The sequence below is a fragment of the Spirulina sp. LEGE 11439 genome, assembly GCF_059821285.1.
The window spans coordinates 17,984-37,161 of record NZ_JCAMRX010000030.1 but is presented as its reverse complement, the minus strand read 5'-3'; the positions used below and the strand labels follow the sequence as shown (position 1 = coordinate 37,161).

Below are 19,178 nucleotides of genomic sequence, written 5' to 3'. Positions count from 1 at the left end.
GAGAAATGAGTTCTTGACCCTCCCCGCTCTAAAGAGACGGGGATTCGGAAGTAGTCCAATAATGGACTCTTACAGGCGTAGTCAAAGCGCCACTACTGACTCCTTTAAGATAGAATCCTAAAGTTGCCGCTACTTCTCTTGCTTGGTTGGATATGCGGAGGAAACCTCCGCATCCCCCAAGCGCTTTTTTGAGGATATTCGCACTGCCATTAGCATCGGCATTAATCAAAAAACCATTTTGAGTACGATACAATCCACGCTTGACTCGCTTTCCTGACGCTTTCCAGCTTTCGGGTTTTGCACCGAATGTCGGCAAGAAATCATCATCTAAAAACGACGCTTGCGAGGTGTAACTCTCCTCGGTTTCAACGAACTCTATCCCGTGAAGTTCGCACAATTGCTTGATGCGGTCTTTGAGTTTTGCCGTGGGAATTTGTACGAACTTCTGGTTATTTTTCGCACCGATATCGATGCCATCTTTTTGCCCTTTATTCCAGCCAAAAACAATACGACCAATCCCATTTTCTAAGCAATGATTGATGACCAATTTTGCAGCTTTGTTGACGGCATCTCTCATTTGTCGATTGCGTTTTTCCGTGATACGAGATAGACGCTTTGACCAGAATCCGTGAGGCTTACCCTCCTTAATTGTGGCAATCTGCTTATTATAAAATTGGTTAACGGATTTTAGATGTTTTCCATCAATGATAAAACTTGTTCCCACATTCGTCACGCAGGTCAACCAGTTATCTAAGCCATGATCGATACCCAAAACTTTGTTTTTGTGTAGAGACGTAGCACTGCTACGTCCGTACATTTGTTGCGGTTCTAATTTGTAGACCCATTCAACATAAAAGCAACCATTACGAGGCAGAATCCGAATTTCTCGAATCTTTTTGAAGTCAAGATTAGTGGGAAATGGCAACAGGAACGAATCAACTCCAAATGCTGCTTTTACCTTTAAACCGAGGGGGATTCTGACATTTTCACTCTTCAGTCTTAGCGCTTGCTTAGGATAGGTAATTACCCCTAAGCCTCCCTTTTTCCGGTAGTTTGGCAAGCGGGGATGGTTTTCTAGTTCTCCATTATAGTATTTTTTACAAAGCTCCTTGTAGGACTTGAAAGACTCGGCAATTCCTCTTAAGGTTTGTTGGGCAGCTTGGGCAAAGAGAAACCTAAAGTTTTCGTTTGACTTTAACTCTTTTTCAAGGTCATATTTCCCCGTGACATAACCTTTCTTGAAGTACCATTGACGAGCGAGATATATTCCACAATTAATCAGCTTATTGGCTGTTGTACACAGATACTCTAAAAAGGGTAAGCATTTAGCGTCTTTGATTAAATTTTGTTGGCAGCCATACATGATTTATCACCTCCTTTTTCAGGATAGCAAATTTACTGCTTTTTGTTAACGAGAAATTGGATTATACGAGCGGCTAAAGCCGCCGTGTCGATTTTCTACCCCGCTCTAAAGAGACGGGGCTATCAATCTCCCGTTTTTTCTCGTATGATATTTTGATTAAATGCGAAAGTCGGGTTGTCTAATTTGCTCTGTATCCTTTTGGTGTCATCCCTGTAAATTGCCGAAATCTTTTGCTGAGATGACTGTGGCTGTTGAATCCACACTCCAAAGCAATGTTGGTAATCGATTGGTCTGTTTGTTTTAACAACTGCTTTGCGCGTTCTAGCCGTTGCTGAATTAAATACTGGTAGGGAGAGATATGTAGGGACTGTTTGAATAAACGACTGAAATGAAATTGACTCATATCGAGCAATTGAGCTAGGTCTTCAAGTTTGATCTCTCGATCTAAATGTGCATCGATGTAATCTAAAACTTGTAGCAGTTGACGTTGAGGTAAGCCACCCTCATAAATTGGTAACTGCGGTTGAGTTGTCGCGTGTTGCTTGAGTAAATTCACTGCCAAAATGTTAGCCAGCGAATCAATGTAAAGTCTGCTGCTTGCAGATTCTTGCTGAAGTTCGGTGAGAAACATCATGGCGATCGCTTCAATCTGTGGGTTACGAGTTTGAAACTCGGGTTGTAATTCTAGGCGATCGCAATCTTGTTTTACGGTTTCTCGGGCAACGCTTTGTAGAAACTGAGATGCAAGCCGAATTTGCAAGTAATTTTCATCATTCTCCCAACGAGCAAAAAGCGTCATATTTGCGGGGGTAATCGAAAAGTCTCCTTGACTATATAGTCCAGTATGGGTCTTGCCGTCCTGAACCTGCAAATAGCGAACCGGACGCGGAACAAGGGTCATAGAAATTACATGCTCTTTCTCGAAATGACAACTTCCTTCTCCAACAGGATTTTGGGATTGTTTGAATTGAATGTTCTCCCAGCAATTTGTTTGACTGGGCAATGGGGATAAGCAATTTGTTTCAACCTGTTGGCGAGCAGGATTGTTCATAATGCAAGTTAGGTATCTCTCCTGCCCATTATATTAAACGCTTCTCAGCTTTGAGCTAAAAATTCTGGGAGGGACTGTATCCGTTATTGTGTTTGAGTTGTGGGGAATTCCAGTATGAAGCTAAAAAGCGATCGCAAGATCGTGATAGTAACGCAAGAATCAGATAGTTGAGTCTCAAGCATTTTCCTAAGCTAAAAGTGTAATCGTTCAGGAGAAAACAAGGAAAATGAAATTACTGATTTTTGGTGCAACTGGAAGTATCGGTCGCCAGCTTGTCGAACAGGCACTCGAACAAGGACATCTCGTAACGGCATTTACCCGCAATCCTGCCAATATCGAGATCGAGCATACCAATTTAAAGGTAGCTCGGGGAGATGTCATGGATCTCACGGCTGTGGAAAAAGCAGTACAAGGTCAAGAAGCTGTCGTTTGCGTCCTCGGATCCGGTCAGAAACTAACAGGAACGATCCGTTCGGAAGGGACGCGACAGATTATCCATGCGATGGAGAAAACAGGTGTCCGACGCTTTATTTGTCAATCAACGCTTGGGGCTGGAGATAGCTGGGGAAGCCTGAATTTCTTTTGGAAATACATCATGTTTGGCTTCCTCTTGCGAGAGGTCTTTGCCGATCACCAAAAGCAAGAGCATGATGTTAAGCAAAGTCGTTTAAATTGGACGATCGTTCGTCCGGGAGCCTTCATCGATGGAGAGCGAACGGGTCAGTACCGACACGGCTTTCCGGGTACCGATAAAACATCAAAACTGAAAATTTCTCGCGCTGATGTGGCTGACTTCATCTTGAAGCAACTACGGAATGATGTGTATTTGGGCAAGACTCCAAGTTTATCTTATTAAACCTAGTTCCACTGACAACAATTTACTGGAGATATTATGACGATTGTTCAAAATTTGCGCTTGCCTTTAATTCTGTTTGCCGCGATCGGTAGCGCTTTGAGTGCGGGTATTTTCTTTGCCTTTTCAACCTTTGTCATGCAGGCTCTGGCTCAGCAACCCTCCGCACCGGGTATTGCGACCATGCAATCTATTAATATTACGGTAATTAACCCGTGGTTTATGGCAGCATTTTTCGGACCGGCTTTGGCTTGTATTGTTTTGATGATTTCCTTATTATTGCAGTGGCATCAACCCAGTGCTATCTATTTGCTGATAGGAAGTTTGTTGTATCTAATCGGTACTATTGGCGTAACAGTAGCGGGCAATATTCCTCTCAATGATGCTCTTGCAATTGTCTCACCTAATAGCGCTGAAGGTACAACGCTATGGGTAAAATATCTAACGGATTGGACATTCTGGAATCACGTTCGGACAGCCGCAGCATTCTTGGCAGCAACACTGTTTGCAATCTCGCTTTGCGAGCGAACATCTTAGTTACTCAGTGTCTATCTTTCCTAATAATAATATACTTCGCGATCGCATCAAGAAATCGCGAAGTTATCTATTGTAAAAATAGTGCTTAAGGCAAAGTTATTATGCGGGAACGGCCAAGCCATTGAGAAGGGTTTTTGCCCATGCCAAACCTAAAACCTCGTCATTGTGTCCCGTAGAAGCCAAGTGATTCAAGATATATTGTTGGCGATCGTGGGCGAGGTTGTCCAAACTGCCAATATGAATAAAACTTTTGGGAATGCGATCGTTTTCAAACGAATACTGACCGACGTGATAATGTTCGAGATGGTTGCGATCGATCCAGAATCCCCACCCTTTTTCCGCATCGTTAAGTTGGGCGAGGAAATCAAAGCTCGTTTTGAGATTCATCTTCTTTCTCCTAATTTATTCGCTGCTCTTATTATGTTAGGAGTTGCAGACGAATACACGCCAGATTCACGTTTATTTGTTTCTTGTTATTTTTGTTGAGATTTCTTGATGATTTGTAATGCAGCAAACAATAAGCAAGTATTGGTTAGACCAGAAATAACAGTTACTTTCACTCTCTATTGATAACTGATAACTGTTCACTGCTCGGGTTCTGCTTCAGGAAAGCGAATGATATCTTCATCCCCTAAAAACTCGCCATTTTGTACCTCAATCATCACCAAAGGAATGACCCCGGGATTTTCAACTCGGTGCTTAACATTCATGGGAACATAAGTTGATTGCTTTTGCATTAATAGCGTTTCTGTCCCATCGCAAATCAATTTTGCTGTTCCAGCGACGACGATCCAATGTTCGCTGCGATGATAGTGCATTTGCGTGCTGATGTGATGTTTGGGTTTGACCTCAATACGATTGATACGATAGCGGGGTCCCTCTTCTAACACCGTCACCATTCCCCACGGTCGCTGTTCGACTCGAATTCCGGCTTGAATTTCATGGGCTTGAATTTCTGTGGGTTGGTTATTGGTTGGTTTGTTGCTCATGACTTAAAATTGGCTCGCGATCGCTACTATCTTCTCATTTTTCTCTATTTTGTTGCCCGATCGCTAAAAAATTGTTAAGTTGCTCTTAACAAAACTTAGCATTTTTGAAAAACTTGTGAAATCAGAACTATCTCTCGATCGCGATCGCACTTTTCCCAAATCTTCCCTCTCGACCCTATTCGCTGATATTCTCACGGTCTTTTGGGGAGATTGGTTGGAATTGCGAGCGAGAATTGCCCAAGTTGCTGCAACGGGATTAATTTCCCCTCTCATCTATATTTTTGCTTTTGGATTGGGATTGGGAAGCGCCCTCGATCGCGCGACAACACCTCCCTTTGGCGATAGCTACCTCGAGTTTATTTTACCGGGGATGGTGGCACTATCCTCCATGACTATTAGTTTTGGCGGTACCACCTTTTCCATTTGTGGCGATCGCTTATTTAGCCAAACTTTTGAAGAATTATTATTATTACCCGTTCATCCCCTCGCCTTGTATTGGGGAAAAGTTGTTGCCGGAATCGTGCGCGGTTTAATGACTTCTTGTTCTGTCATTTTAGTTGCCGTGCTATTTACAGGCAAGATTTTTAGTTTTCTCAATCCTTTATTTTTATTAGTTGTGATTCTCAACTGTGCAGTTTTTGCTGGCTTGGGAGTTATTACAGGCTTAAGCGTTAAGTCCTTAGAAAGTGTCGGGTTATATAACAATTTCCTTATCGTCCCCATGTCCTTTTTAGGGGCAACCTTTTTCGATCCTGCGACCTTACCTATCGCCTTAAAAATCGTCGTTTATTGTTTACCATTAACCTATACCAGTATTTCCCTGCGATCGGCTGCCTATGCGCCTATTTCTCAATTTCCTTGGTATTCAATCCCTATTTTATTGATGGTTGCGATCGCATTGGCATTTTGGGGTGCTTACAAGTTTTCTCACCAACAAGATTAAAACAAATTTTCTGCGTTTTGTATCAAAACGATCAATTTAATGTTCCCCTAAGAGATAAGATCGCCTAAATTAACACATCGTTAAGCGCTTGACCTTGCAACAGCTATCTCAACAACGCGAAACCATTCAATTGCCAGCCCATACCTTCCGGCTGAATAACGGGCTAACCGTCATTCATCAACATCTTCCCACCACTCCCGTCGTCATGGTGGATGTCTGGGTCAAAGCAGGAGTTAGTGCAGAACCCGATCGCTGGTACGGAATGGCACATTTTTTAGAACACATGATCTTTAAAGGGAGCAAGCGCGTTGCTCCGGGGGAATTCGATCGCGAAATCGAGAATCGCGGCGGTCTCACCAATGCCGCCACCAGCCATGATTATGCTCATTTTTTCATCACCACAGCCGCACAATATCTGCCAGAAACCCTGCCTTATTTTGCCGATATTCTCTTGCACGCCAGTATTGCTGATGAAGAATTTGGCCGCGAGAGAGATGTTGTGATTGAAGAAATACGCTCTTGTCAAGACGATCCTGACTGGTTAGGATTTCAAGCCTTATGCGAAACAATTTACGGCGAATCTCTTTACGGACGCTCAATTTTAGGGACAGAAGAACAAGTCCGCGATCGCTCTCCCAATCAAATGCGCTGTTTTCACAAAACCCATTATCAACCAGAAAATATGACGGTTGCGATCGTGGGAGGACTCGATCGCGAAACGGCACTCTCTTTAGTTGGCGATACATTTAAAGACTTTCCCGTCCGTTCTGAATGTCCCTCACGGACTTTCTGCCCTCAGCCGGTTTTAACAGGAATTTGCCGCACGGAATTACGCTTGCCCCGATTGGAACAGGCGCGTTTAATGATGGCATGGACAGCCTCTGGGGTTGCCGACCTTAACGAAGCCGTGGGATTGGATATGCTATCAGTTTTGTTGGGAGGGGGGCAATCATCCCGCTTAGTGAGAGAATTGCGAGAAGAACAGCGTTTGGTTTGGGATATTGCCAGCGAGTTTTCCTTACAGCGTTATTCCAGCTTGTTAACTATTAGTGCTTGGTTAGAGGAACAATATTTAGAAGAAGTAGAAGGGAAAATTTGCGATCGCCTGCAAAAACTGCAAAATATTCCCATTGCCGATATTGAATTAAATCGGGTGAAACGCTTGCTTTTAAACGATTACGCCTTTTCCACCGAAACTCCCGGCCAACTGGCCGGACTGTATGGGTACTACAATACGATCGCGACAGTAGAACTATCCGCAACTTATCCCCAACGCATTCAAGCAATGGAAGCAGAGGAATTGCAGGCGATCGCCAAAAAATATCTTTCTCCCGAAAAGTATGCTGTCACCGTCATGAAACATCTTTAATTTGCTGGTTGTTCTGTAGTCGTCAATTATATTACCAATAACCAATAACCAATAAAATATGTCAACTCAGCGCACGATTTTAGACAATGGGATTACTGTAATTACCGTAGAAAATCCGACAGCAGATATTATTGCTGGGAGATTGTTTTTGAAGGCAGGAGGGCGCTGGGAAACGCGAGAAAAAGCAGGAATTTCTCATTTATTGTCTAATGTATTGACCAAAGGGACGCGCCATTTATCCTCAGTCGAAATTGCGGAAAAAATTGAATCTGTCGGAGCCGTTTTGGGTGCTGACGCATCGACGGACTATTTTGCCATTGGATTTAAAACCGTGACGGCGGATTTTCGAGAAATTTTTCAACTGGTGGGAGAAATTACGCGATCGCCGAGTTTTCCTAAAGAAGAAGTGGAACTCGAACAACATTTAACCTTACAAAATATCCGTTCTCAACAAGAACGCCCTTTTAATGTCGGGTTCAAACAACTGCGAGAGTCGATGTACGGCGAACATCCCTATGGGATCTCGATTTTAGGAACAGAAGAGACCGTAACAAAATTGACACGCGAAGACTTACAAAAGTATCATCAAACTTACTTTCGCCCGGATAATCTCATTATTTCCCTTTCCGGGCGCATCAAACACGAAGAAGCGATCGCGATCGCCAATGATATCTTTGGAGACTGGCAACTCCCCAATACACCCCTTCCCGAACTCGCCATTTCCTCAATTGCTTCTCAACCCACCCCCCACAAAACCCCCCGAGACAGCCAGCAAGCGATCGTCATGTTAGGTTATTTAACCCCTTCCGTTCGCAAAGAAGCCGATTATACAGCCCTCAAACTCCTGAATACTTATTTAGGTAATGGCTTATCCAGCCGCCTTTTCGTCGAACTGCGAGAAAAACGCGGACTCGCATATGATGTCTCCGCCTTTTATCCGACCCGTCTCGATACCTCTCAATTTGTCGTTTATATGGGAACTGCCCCAGAAAATACCGCGATCGCCCTCGAAGGACTCCATCAAGAAGTGAAACGACTTTGCGAAACACGCCTTCCTTCTGAAGAGGTACAAGGGGCAAAAAACAAACTTTTGGGTCAATATGCCCTCAGCAAGCAAACGAACTCTGAAATCGCGCAAATCTTAGGCTGGTACGAAACCATTGAAGTCGGTCTTGATTTTGACAGCCAATTTCAAGAAGCGATCGTGCAAGTTACCCCAGAACAAGCCCTAGAAACCGCACGGCGATACTTTAGCGGCGATCCTTATATTTCTCTCGTCGGTCCCGAAAATTGTATTAATTAACTTTAGTTATTGGTTGCTTATAATTAGTTATCAGTTATTGATTATTGCTGGTTTATTGTTATTCTAGAGATAGAGGGGCAAGAGGAACGCTCTGGGAATATTTGCGCTAGAAGAGAAAATCCATGTCTGAAATAGAAATTAAAACTCGCTTGTTGAACCAAAACTCTCGCCCCCAGCCGCTATCGCGTCCGGGATTCAATTCAGAATCCAGTCCGGGATCTCGCCCGGAATCTCGTAAAAGGATCATTCAAGAAAGCGCCCTCGGGTTAGTAGCAACCCGCAGTTTTCCCGCCGTTGTCGGTACCGCAGATATGATGCTGAAATCGGCGGGCGTAACTTTAGTGGGATACGAGAAAATCGGCAGTGGCTATTGTACGGCGATCGTGCGGGGAAAAACAGCAGATGTGCGTCTTGCCGTGGAAGAAGGGGCAAAAACTGCCGAACAATTTGGACAACTCATCGGTAAAATGGTGCTTCCTCGTCCTCTCCCCAATTTAGAGGTGATTTTTCCCATTGGCACTCATGCGATCGAGATGGCACAGGAACAACGCGGTTACAGTCGTTTGAGCAATCAATCCCTGGGTTTGCTGGAAACGCGAGGCTTTCCGGCCATGGTGGGGGCTTCGGATGCGATGTTAAAATCGGCAGACGTTCAATTAGCGGGTTATGAAACCATTGGCGATGGGTTGTGTACTGCGATCGTGCGAGGAACTGTGGCCAATGTTGCCGTAGCGGTAGAAGCGGGAATGTATGAAGCCGAACGAATCGGGGAATTTAGTGCGGTGATGGTCATTCCCAGACCTTTAGAGGATTTAGAGCATACTCTCCCCGTGGCAGAATACTGGCTGGAAAAACCGGATCCCCTACCTTTATTAATGCCCAAATCCGACCGACAAAAACAACGAGAAACTGTGGCTTTACCCGAGTTGGAAAAAGTACCGCTTCGGTTGCAAAAAAGAGAAAAAATCGAGGATTTTTTGGAGTAAGCACTCTCCTTTTCTTCCTAGTTTTTCGCGGGAAATCTTGTCACCAAGTGAAGCGATCGCAAGAAATCTAGATGCGAAAATCTTCTCTCTGCATTTCCTGTAGCGTCTTCCAACCAGCTTCCCAAAGTGCATCGTTTTTTAACTGTTGGGCATTCAGCCAAAAACGAACCGTGCGATCGCAAGAAGCCACCATCTCTGCAAACACCCAATCCCCTTCATTTTTACGGTTGACCACTTGAAAATGCCGCCAACCGAAGGTTTTTTGCTTCGCCGTCCACTTTGACCCCAACAAATGGGGAAACTTCTGTTTTTTTGCCATTATCCTCGCAAAGCCCGTCTAGCTTTACCAATGAAACGCGCGGCAATAATGCCACCAATAAAGCCAAACATATGACCCTGCCAAGAAATTCCCGGTTGAGAAGGTAAAACCCCCCAGATCACTCCCCCATACAAGAAGAAAACTAACATCGAGAGGGCAATAGAAGCCGTATTGCGTTCGTAGTAACCTCGAAAGAGAAGAAAGCCGAGATAGCCATAAATGAGGCTACTCGCACCGATATGAAACGAGCAAGGTTGACCGAAAATCCACGTACCGAGTCCGGCCACAACCATGACGATCGCCGTGACAATAAAAAAATCGCTGGTTTCTTGCAGCATGACAAACCAACCCAAGATTAAAAAAGGAACGGTATTCGCAATTAAATGCCCAAACCCTCCATGCAAAAATGGCGCAAATAGAATTCCCCGCAGTCCGACGGGATTATGAGGAATAATGCCATACTGACCCAAACTGCATTGCCCTATCCCCCTCAAGCTGCATCGTCCCACTCGGGCGGCATTGGCTAGGACGCAGCTTAACGAGGTGTGGTCGATAATCAAGAGAATCCAAAAAATCGCGACAAATGCACCCAAGATCAAAAATTGGGTTTTTAACTCGTGGGTAATTGATTTTTCCTCGGGGTTGCTCATGGTTCGGCGATCGCTGCGTGTTTCTTATTTAGCCTAACAAATTCTTTCCTCAATCCCATTTGCTCGGAAATCCTAAATTATTGTTAACATTGATTGACATCTGTGGAAATAATCCTTTGCAACACTGTGCTACAAGCCTTGAAGAACCATGTCCTCATCCAAAAAACTGACTATTCTTCTCGTAGATGGCTATAACGCCATTGGGAATTGGTCGGAATTGCAAGCAGTCCGCGATCGCGAAAGTTTAGAAGCAGCCAGACGACAGTTAATTGAATCCTTGATTAACTATGCCGCTTGGCAAAATTGGCAAACTTCCATTGTTTTTGATGCTTATGCCAGTCAAACTCCCGGCTATCGTGAAGAACACACCGAACATTTATCGGCCTACTATACGAGTTTTTCTCAAACTGCCGATACTTATATTGAAAAATATTGTGCCTCTTTTTCTCGCAGTGTCGATCGCTTCGATCGTCGTGCCATTGTAGCCACCTCTGACGGTATTCTCCAACAAACCGTGCGAGGGTATGGCGCAGAGTTAATGTCCGCCCGAGAACTGGCGATTGCGGTTAGAGGGGCGCAAAAGAGAATGAAACAAAAGCATCGACCGCAAAGACCCGCAGGTCGCTTTTTGTTTAACTCTCTCGATCCGCAAGCGCAACGACGTTTAAATCAGTGGCGAATGGGGCAAAATTCAAGCCAGATATAGCGTCTAGAGATACGATTGAAAAAAGTTTTATCATTGGCTTGACAAGTTCCGAAATATTCGTTATATTAGCAAATGTCTGAATTTTTCAGAAAAACAAGCTAACAAACAAGCCCCCATCGTCTAGAGGCCTAGGACACCTCCCTTTCACGGAGGCGACAGGGATTCGAATTCCCTTGGGGGTATAGAAAAGCGCAAGATACTATATCTTGCGCTTTTCTCATGTATTTCTAATTCTCGTTTTTTTCAGGGTACGATCGCGCTATTAGTCGCAATATTTGCTTGGCGTTATGCTCACATTCGCATATTCGGTACGCAAATTTTTTGTGTGTTTCACTACCAGTTAGCTTAGAAAACTATTGAAGCACTGAGTCCGCCAACGCAAGACGTGAAACAATTTAGTTGAAGTTGATAAATCTTAACTTAATTGTGATTTTGTATTAATTTTTCTAAATGTTCTAACTACTCTGAGTTTTTCGATATAATGGTATCTCATAAAATAGCACTTTTTTTGGTGTCAAAAATAGGGAAAGCATTTTATTCTCTACTTTGCAAAAAAAGTTTGTATTAGTTTGCATAGCTTCCCTTTTCTCTTTTAGTATAATTTCACAAAAAACGCATAATCCTTTTTGAGAGATAAACTGAAGGAAATAATTGGCTTTGTTTTCTTTTCAGTATGATCTTTCATTAACTTTATGGGAGATAAATTATGTTTCTTCAAGACTTCATAAGCACCAGCGATCGCACAGAAAATTTAAAAAAAGCAGTTTGCCTTTTGCAAGCCACCATCGATTTAACCGAAGAGGGAATTTTTGCTGTTGATAACACGGGCAAAAATATCATTTTCAATCAGAGATTAATGGAAATGTGGGATATTCCCAAAAAGTCCCATAAAAATAGTGAAGAAATTAATCTCATTCATCTGATTGGCAAGAAAATTCAAAGTCCTCAAGTTTGGTTCGATCGTCTCAAAAATACTCTGAAAAACCCTCAAGAAACCAGTACGGATTTATTATATCTCAAAAATAGGAGAATTTTCAAAACCTACAGTCAGCCTCTCTATCTCGATAATGAAATTGTCGGAAGAACGTGGAAATTCAAAGAGGTAACAGAGGAAAAAATCGTTCAAATTACTGTCAACCCCAAGCAAATTATTGCTCGAATTTCCCAACGCATTCGGCAGTCTCTAAAATTAAATGATATTTTAACCACAACAGCGAATGAGGTCCGCAACTTTTTGCGAACCGATCGTGTTATCCTATATGAAATTAAATCCAATGGTGAAGGAAATGTGACTGTAGAATCAGTCAGTGAGGGCTGGAAAAAAATCCTTGGGACAGATATTTACGACCCATGTTTTAGTGAAAAATATATTCAAGCATATCGTCAAGGCAGAACGAGTAGTATTGATGATATTTATAAAGCCAGTATTCAACCCTGCCATGCCGAACTATTGCAGCAGTTTGAAGTGCGTGCAAATCTCGTTGTTCCCATTCTACAAGGAGATAAGTTATGGGGGCTATTAATTGCCCATCATTGTCGCGATCGCCGCAATTGGCAGCCCTTCGAAATCGAACTTTTGCAAGACTTATCCATTCATGTTGCGATCGCCATTCAACAAGCCATTTTATTTGCAAAATTAGAGCAAACCAATCAAGAATTAGAGCGTCTTGCTGCTATTGACGAACTGACTCAAATCGCCAATCGTCGGAAATTTGAACATTACCTTCACCAACAATGGCACTATGCCAAAGCAGAAAATCTCTGCTTATCTCTGATTCTCTGCGATGTAGATTATTTTAAATATTATAACGATACTTACGGACACCAAGCAGGAGATGATTGCTTGCAACAAGTCGCCCAATTTTTAGCTAACATTGCACGCAATTCTAACGCTCTGGTTGCTCGCTATGGAGGTGAGGAATTTGCGATCGTCTTACCTCATGTTGAAGCCATAGAAGCGATTACAATTGCCGAAAAAATTCGGGAAGGTTTGGCGGCCTTAAAAGTCGTTCACGCTCGTTCTTCAGTCAGTGACTATGTTACAATGAGTATGGGAGTTTCTTGTGTAATTCCTACCTCAGAACTATCAGAATCAGATTTAGTCGCTCGAGCGGATGAAGCATTATATCAAGCCAAACAAGAAGGACGCGATCGCGTTTTTCTTTGGCAAAAATAATCGATTTAAATTAATTATTTTTTGGTTTTCTAGAATAGGATGGTTCGTTACGCTAACATACTCTATATTTTTTGCAATTGTCGCTAATGCAGAAGAGGTTATCTGTCCAGCAGAACTTCCGAAAGCTATTGAAAAGATTATTAATATCCCAGAATTTGAGCGATCGCGTTGGGGAATTCTCGTACAGCCTTTAAATTCTAGGACATCATTATATGCTCTGAATTCCCGCTCTTATTTCGTTCCTGCCTCGAATACAAAACTCTTAACAACAGCTGCCGTTTTACATCAATTAGGAGCAGATTATCGCATTCGCACACCTATTTATGCAACAGGAAACCCACCCGAGTTAACTGATTTACATCTTGTTGGCAAAGGAGATCCCAGCATAACGTATCAAACCTTACAACAAGTGGCACGACAATTTCGCGATCGCGGGGTCGAAAAAATTAAGGAGTTAATTGTTGAAGATCGCACATTGCTAGCAACAATTCGGCATCCAACTTGGGAACATGCCGATCTCAATTTTTATTATGGTGCTGCGGTTAATCGTTTGATTTTAAATGAAAATACCTTCAATTTAACGCTATATCCCCAACAACAAGGACAACCTTTAAGATTAGAATGGGATGACGCGATCGCAGCACGACAATGGCAATTTAACAATCAAACCCAAACCAGCAATCTCGATACACCTTACACGGTGGAGATGACTAGAAATTTAGGTCAACCCATTCTTAATATTACCGGACAACTTGCCATCAATGCCGATCCCGATCCGTGGGGAATGGCTATTTTAAATCCTGCACGATATTTCCTCGATACCTTTCGCGAATTGTTAGAGATTGAATCGATCGCGATCGCGCAAACCAAGATTAGCGATCGCGCTCAAATTAAGAAAGCCAAACAAGCGATTACCATCATTGAATCTCCTCCTCTGGCTATCTTAATTCGTGAAACCAATCAACCCAGTAATAATTTGTATGCGGAAGCACTCTTAAACCTGTTAGGGGAATATTCTTCCCAACCATCATTACAAGCCTTAGAAGCAGCCTTAATCGATTTAGGAGTAGATTCTAACAGTTATCAACTTGCAGACGGTTCAGGGCTTTCTCGGCACAATTTCCTCAGTCCCGAAGCGATCGTCCAAACCTTACAAGGAATCGCACGATCGTCCCAAGGGGAAATTTATCGTGATTCTTTACCCATTGCAGGAGTCAGTGGGACTTTAAGAAATCGCTTTAAGAATACTTCCGTTCAAGGAATGATGCAAGCCAAAACCGGAACAATGACGGGAGTTTCTGCACTTTCTGGCTATTTGGAAGTTCCCGAATATCAACCTTTAGTATTTAGTATTATCGTAAATCGTTCCGATCGCACTGTGCGAGAACAGCGAAAGGCAATCGATCAAATTGTTTTAGCCTTGAGAAAATTACAATTTTGTAGTTATTCGCGCTAAATTTCTCCATCTTTTGGACAAATTTTCCAAAAAGGCTAAAATTTGTCCGAAATAGAGATAATGAGAAGTGTAGGGAGGGAAAACCCGTGGAGAATTGTCCAAAGATGAAAACAAAAGAAACTGCGATCGCTTTGAGTTGCAGCACACTGGTTGCAGTTTGGCTTATCGTTCATATTTCAACGCTCAATTGGTTTTATACCGCATTTCGTCATACCTCTCCAACAGTACAATTAATGATGCTCGGAATCGGAGCAATTTTAATGGCGGCGATCGGGGTATCTTTATATCGAGAACGCACAACATTATCCTTAGTTCCGACAATGAGAATTTTCCCTCTCGCAGTTATTATCGCGAGTTTATTAGCAGCGATCGCCCTCAAATTTTTGGGAAATATCGCACAACTCACCGCGCTACTATTTCTCTTAGGAAGTTATGGAATTTTAGGACTCTTTATGAAAAGCGATCGCTGGACAAAAGGACTTCCTATCGCTGCGATCGTGTCTTGCATTCTGCCTTTAAGTCCTCCATTAGGAAGTGGCTTTGGTGGCTTGCCTTTACGAGTTTTAACCGCACATTGGGTCGAACAATTTCTTGCGATCGGTCAAATTAGCGCAATCTCATCTCACGATATCATTATACTCGAAAACGGCATTGCAGAAATTGATATTCCTTGTAGTGGAATTAAAAGTATTTGGGTAGGAACGCTATTTTTTCTAGGTTTAACTTGGATTGATAAACGGATTATTGGTTGGCGTTGGATGTTGATTGGCGCAATGAATATTATCCTTTTATTTAGTGCGAATTTATTAAGAGTTCTCGCTTTAGTCATTATTGTAGATGTTTTAAAACAGCCAAAATTTGCAGATTCACTGCATCTTCCTTTGGGATTATTCGGTTTTATTCTAGTTTGTGGAATAACGTGGGGACTATCGCGTTTTATTCCTCGCAATAGAAGTGTTTTAGAAACCCATGACTCCTTGCTCACAACAAATGAACCATTACCAGCTATCAATCATCTATTAATACAAAAGACTGTGTTAGGAAGTGCGATCGCATTGGCAATCGTTTATCATATTATCCCGACTTATTCTCCCGAACTGATTCAAGCGATCGCACTTCCTGAAGCAGTCGATACGACATTAATTGAACTAACTCCCGCAGAAGAGAGATTTTTTAATAGCTATCCCGAAACTTTGGTCGAAAAACATCAATTTAACTTTGATAATTTATCTGGCTCTATTTTAGTTGTTGCCAATACATCTTGGCGCAGTTATCATCCTCCAGAACTCTGTTTTATTGGCAATGGTTTAAAAGTCGATCGCGTCGAGAAAAAACAGCTTTCCTCGGCAGTCATGGCACGCTGGCTCTCTTTACAAAACGAGCAACTTTCTGCAACTTATTGGTTGCAATCAAAAGGAAAAACAACTGATGATTTTTACCGCCGCTTATGGCAGCAATTTTTTGTTGCTAAAGATAAACCTTGGGTTCTAATTTCTATTCTCTTCGATCGCAAAATCAATTCTGACAATCCTCTCCTACAAGAATTTACGGCTGAAGTTTATCAGGCGATCGACCAAAATTCATTCACTTAAAATTAATCAATACTGAATTACCTCCTTGAGTCACGAATCAAAAACTTTAGTTATCCAGATAAGAACAATGAAACGACTAGAAAGATATTTTTCTGCACTTTGCTATACCATTTTTTGGTTTTGGAATATTGCCTTTATCTGTGTTATTTATTTTGGCATTTTACCCAATATTGGCATTCCGATTATGCAAGCGGTTGCAGCCGGAGAAATTCATTGGCAATTTTTGTTAACCTTTTTAGGATTTATTGCGGTTATCACCAATTGTACTTTTTTAGGAGGCTGGTATTTTCTTAAGCGTCCTTATGCTCTTTTACAATTTTTCTATGGAGTCGAAGCTCCATTTTTTGTCTTGTGTATGGTGCGCTTGTTTGCCTTACGAGAACTCAATTCAGCGAGTAGCCATCTTTTAACAACACTCCTTTTTGGTATCTTTGCTTTCTTTCTTTATCTCATTGGTGGTTATTTGGGTAAGAAAGAGAGAATTTCTCAACCAAGGCGACATATTTTTGCATTTTTCCAGTTACTCAGCCACAGTCTTTTAGTTCTAATTGGTGTTTATGCAGGACTTTTACTACTATTTTACGCTCTTCCTATTGCTTGGTGGTTACTGAAAGTATTCTTTTCTTTTGTTTGGTTACGTGAGTTAATACCTGCTTTAACTAGACCTATATTTTATCAATATTTTTGGGTATACCTACTATTTTTCCTCGTCTTTATTTTTGGAGCAACACTTTTTGTTTGTCTGCCTGTTTCCTTTGCCTTATTTTATATTTCTTCTGGGCGAAAAGTCTTGTATGAATTTGCAGAACAATATGGGAATAAAATTGCGATCGCAGGAGTAACAGGAACGATCGCAACTTGGTTGGCACTCTTTTTCTCTTTGCAACAACAGCCTCAAACTCAAGTCTTTGAATGGTTAGCAGAAATTCCTAAAAATAATAGCGATCGCACTGCACTCGTCGCGAAATCTGACCCAATTCGCACGGGTTTAGTTAATGCTTATTTACTTCCTTATCGCTACATCAGCACTTGGGACGAAAATAATCATATTCGCGAAATGTATCGTAATAGCTTCGATCTTCCCAATGAAATAGCCGATATGCTGCAATCTTTGTATAATCAGCTAATGTCACCTTTTTTATATCAAGGGAATCGTAGGGATGTCAGAGTAGCCGAAGAACTTTATTCTCAGTTTTTTGATACTCCCATTCAAAATGGCGATCGCCAAGCCGTTGTTAAGGCTTTAACCTCCACTGCAAATCGTGCAGAAGCCAAAGCAGGATTATTAGATGTTGAAGAAAGAAAGGTATTTTTAGCCAGCCAAGAAGTTAATTTTTCCGAACATGGCGATCGCGCAGAAATTGAACTCCATGAAATCTATGAAAACCAAACTCCCCAACAACAAGAAATCTTTTACTCTTTCTCTTTACCGGAAAGCGCTGTTTTAACAGGTCTCTGGTTAGGAGAAACTAACGATATCAACTCTCGTTTTGTTTATCAAATCTCTCCTCGGGGTGCCGCACAACAAGTTTATAACGACCAAGTACAACAACGAGTCGATCCAGCATTACTCGAACAAGTCGGACCCCGACAATATCGTTTACGTGCCTTTCCCATTCCTCCTAATCGAGTTGTAAATGGTCAACTAGAAACCCCAGAAATGCACCTTTGGTTAACCTATCAAGTGTTACAAAAAGAGCAAGGCTGGGTATTACCACAACTCGCACAAAAACGCAACATTTTTTGGACAAAAAAAACAAAACGTTTCTTAAATGGAGAAAAACAGCGAAGAATTAAAACTTGGCTGCCTGCTTTTCTACCGAGTTCAGAAACCGTTTCTTTGCAACCTCATCGTATTGATTTTCCTCAAGGTTATCAACTCATCGCCAATCCTTTAACTGAGTCTGAATATGACTTTCCTCAAGATACAAAAATTGCTGTTCTTTTAGATACTTCTTACAGCATGAGAGAACGAGTTCGAGAGGTAAAAACTGCTCTTGAATGGTTGACAAAACAAGGATTTTCTGATAATAGTTCCACGAATAATGATGCAGATTTGTACTTAACGGGGACATTGGGAATAGAACCTCAACGCATTGACCAGCTAGATCGCGTCAACCTTTCTCAACGGGTCTTTTATGGGACGATCCAACCTCCGGAAATGCTACAACAGTTTCGTCGCTTACAAGGAGAGAGTCAATATGATGCCATTCTTTTATTAACTGATGAAGGGACTTACGAACTCTCCGATGATGATGCAGAAGTTCCCGCGATCGAGATCCCTTTATGGATGGTACATCTAGGCGGGAAATTTCCCGCAGCTTATGCCGATCGCGTCCTTTCTACGATTCAAGATAGTGGCGGTGGGGTCGCAGTGCAGCTTTCAGAGGTTTTGCATCGGTTGGCAACTCGTGCAACTTTAAACGCAGTTAATGTAACGGATGGTTATGCGTGGACAGTCAAAAAAAGCGATCGCCAAACTACCAAGAAAGATGCGTTTGCTTCTATTGCGGCGCGACAATTAATTTTAGGATTGGGACAGCAATTAGATACGCAACAAGTCGCCAATTTAGATATTCTGCACGATATCGCGAAAACGAACAGTGTCGTCACCCCTTATTCCTCTGCGATCGTGTTAGTTAACGATCGGCAACAAGAACAATTAAAACAAGCTGAAGCGAAAAGCGATCGCTTTGAACGAGAAGTAGAATCCGGGAAAGAGCAACTGACTTCACCTTTTAATCCTTTTGCAGTGTCGGCGGTACCCGAACCGGAATTGTGGATGTTATTGGGGATCGGTGCATTGGGTTTAATACTGATTATTTGGCAACGTCAGCGTATTTCTGTTCTTAGAGGAGGAGAAGGAAGCAATTCCCGAACCTGAC

Annotated in this window: 17 protein-coding genes and 1 tRNA gene; 12 read left to right on the top strand and 6 right to left on the bottom strand. The window is 42.2% G+C overall.

The genetic code is table 11. The features are described from left to right. Positions 1 to 28: 28 nt before the first annotated feature. On the bottom strand, positions 29 to 1,363 hold the full coding sequence (locus AC6RV6_RS18765; RefSeq protein WP_500242406.1) for an RNA-guided endonuclease InsQ/TnpB family protein: 1,335 nt from the start codon (positions 1,361 to 1,363) through the stop codon (positions 29 to 31). 178 nt (positions 1,364 to 1,541) lie between these two features. Beyond that, positions 1,542 to 2,414, bottom strand: a complete 873-nt coding sequence (locus AC6RV6_RS18760; RefSeq protein WP_500242405.1) for a helix-turn-helix domain-containing protein — start codon at positions 2,412 to 2,414, stop codon at positions 1,542 to 1,544. Positions 2,415 to 2,640: 226 nt separating this feature from the next. Between AC6RV6_RS18760 and AC6RV6_RS18755 the strand changes: the two genes are divergently transcribed. Continuing rightward, a complete protein-coding gene (locus AC6RV6_RS18755; protein WP_500242404.1) occupies positions 2,641 to 3,270 on the top strand; it encodes an NAD(P)-dependent oxidoreductase in 630 nt (209 codons plus the stop codon). A 36-nt stretch (positions 3,271 to 3,306) separates the two neighbouring features. After that, positions 3,307 to 3,804 (top strand): anthrone oxygenase family protein, encoded by a 498-nt coding sequence (locus tag AC6RV6_RS18750; protein ID WP_500242403.1) that lies wholly within the window; start codon positions 3,307 to 3,309, stop codon positions 3,802 to 3,804. 99 nt (positions 3,805 to 3,903) lie between these two features. On the opposite strand, the gene AC6RV6_RS18745 is transcribed toward AC6RV6_RS18750, so the two are convergent. Then, the gene (locus AC6RV6_RS18745; protein ID WP_500242402.1) at positions 3,904 to 4,191 is read right to left on the bottom strand and encodes a hypothetical protein; all 288 of its coding nucleotides are present in this window, start codon (positions 4,189 to 4,191) and stop codon (positions 3,904 to 3,906) included. 197 nt (positions 4,192 to 4,388) lie between these two features. Continuing rightward, a complete protein-coding gene (locus AC6RV6_RS18740) occupies positions 4,389 to 4,793 on the bottom strand; it encodes a phosphomannose isomerase type II C-terminal cupin domain (RefSeq protein WP_500242401.1) in 405 nt (134 codons plus the stop codon). Positions 4,794 to 4,908: 115 nt separating this feature from the next. Here AC6RV6_RS18740 and AC6RV6_RS18735 point away from each other — a divergent pair, with 115 nt between their 5' ends. From AC6RV6_RS18735 to ccmO, 4 genes are all read left to right on the top strand, one after another. Beyond that, positions 4,909 to 5,736 (top strand): ABC transporter permease, encoded by an 828-nt coding sequence (locus AC6RV6_RS18735; protein ID WP_500242400.1) that lies wholly within the window; start codon positions 4,909 to 4,911, stop codon positions 5,734 to 5,736. Between the two features lie 94 nt (positions 5,737 to 5,830). After that, a complete protein-coding gene (locus AC6RV6_RS18730; protein ID WP_500242399.1) occupies positions 5,831 to 7,105 on the top strand; it encodes a M16 family metallopeptidase in 1,275 nt (424 codons plus the stop codon). A gap of 58 nt (positions 7,106 to 7,163) precedes the next feature. After that, a complete protein-coding gene (locus AC6RV6_RS18725) occupies positions 7,164 to 8,408 on the top strand; it encodes a M16 family metallopeptidase (RefSeq protein WP_500242398.1) in 1,245 nt (414 codons plus the stop codon). Positions 8,409 to 8,530: 122 nt separating this feature from the next. Beyond that, complete coding sequence (gene ccmO / locus AC6RV6_RS18720; RefSeq protein WP_500242397.1) at positions 8,531 to 9,394, top strand: beta-carboxysome assembly protein CcmO; 864 nt, start codon at positions 8,531 to 8,533, stop codon at positions 9,392 to 9,394. Positions 9,395 to 9,461: 67 nt separating this feature from the next. Here ccmO and AC6RV6_RS18715 read toward each other — a convergent pair whose 3' ends face one another. Continuing rightward, complete coding sequence (locus tag AC6RV6_RS18715) at positions 9,462 to 9,713, bottom strand: TIGR02450 family Trp-rich protein (RefSeq protein ID WP_500242396.1); 252 nt, start codon at positions 9,711 to 9,713, stop codon at positions 9,462 to 9,464. Continuing rightward, on the bottom strand, positions 9,713 to 10,363 hold the full coding sequence (locus AC6RV6_RS18710; protein ID WP_500242395.1) for a rhomboid family intramembrane serine protease: 651 nt from the start codon (positions 10,361 to 10,363) through the stop codon (positions 9,713 to 9,715). Before AC6RV6_RS18710 ends, AC6RV6_RS18715 begins: the two co-directional genes overlap by 1 nt. A 148-nt stretch (positions 10,364 to 10,511) precedes the next feature. Here AC6RV6_RS18710 and AC6RV6_RS18705 point away from each other — a divergent pair, with 148 nt between their 5' ends. The 6 genes from AC6RV6_RS18705 (at position 10,512) to AC6RV6_RS18680 (ending at position 19,177) form a co-directional block, all read left to right on the top strand. After that, positions 10,512 to 11,069, top strand: a complete 558-nt coding sequence (locus AC6RV6_RS18705; RefSeq protein WP_500242394.1) for an NYN domain-containing protein — start codon at positions 10,512 to 10,514, stop codon at positions 11,067 to 11,069. 109 nt (positions 11,070 to 11,178) lie between these two features. Further along, positions 11,179 to 11,251: transfer RNA gene (locus tag AC6RV6_RS18700), tRNA-Glu, on the top strand. A gap of 524 nt (positions 11,252 to 11,775) precedes the next feature. Beyond that, positions 11,776 to 13,245, top strand: a complete 1,470-nt coding sequence (locus AC6RV6_RS18695) for a sensor domain-containing diguanylate cyclase (protein WP_500242393.1) — start codon at positions 11,776 to 11,778, stop codon at positions 13,243 to 13,245. Further along, the gene (gene dacB / locus AC6RV6_RS18690) at positions 13,184 to 14,701 is read left to right on the top strand and encodes a D-alanyl-D-alanine carboxypeptidase/D-alanyl-D-alanine endopeptidase (protein ID WP_500242392.1); all 1,518 of its coding nucleotides are present in this window, start codon (positions 13,184 to 13,186) and stop codon (positions 14,699 to 14,701) included. Before AC6RV6_RS18695 ends, dacB begins: the two co-directional genes overlap by 62 nt. Positions 14,702 to 14,805: 104 nt before the next feature. Next, entirely contained in the window at positions 14,806 to 16,293 is a 1,488-nt protein-coding gene (gene xrtO / locus AC6RV6_RS18685) for an exosortase O (RefSeq protein WP_500242391.1), read from the top strand. 67 nt (positions 16,294 to 16,360) lie between these two features. Beyond that, entirely contained in the window at positions 16,361 to 19,177 is a 2,817-nt protein-coding gene (locus AC6RV6_RS18680; protein WP_500242390.1) for a TIGR02921 family PEP-CTERM protein, read from the top strand. The last annotated feature ends 1 nt before the right edge of the window (position 19,178 follow it).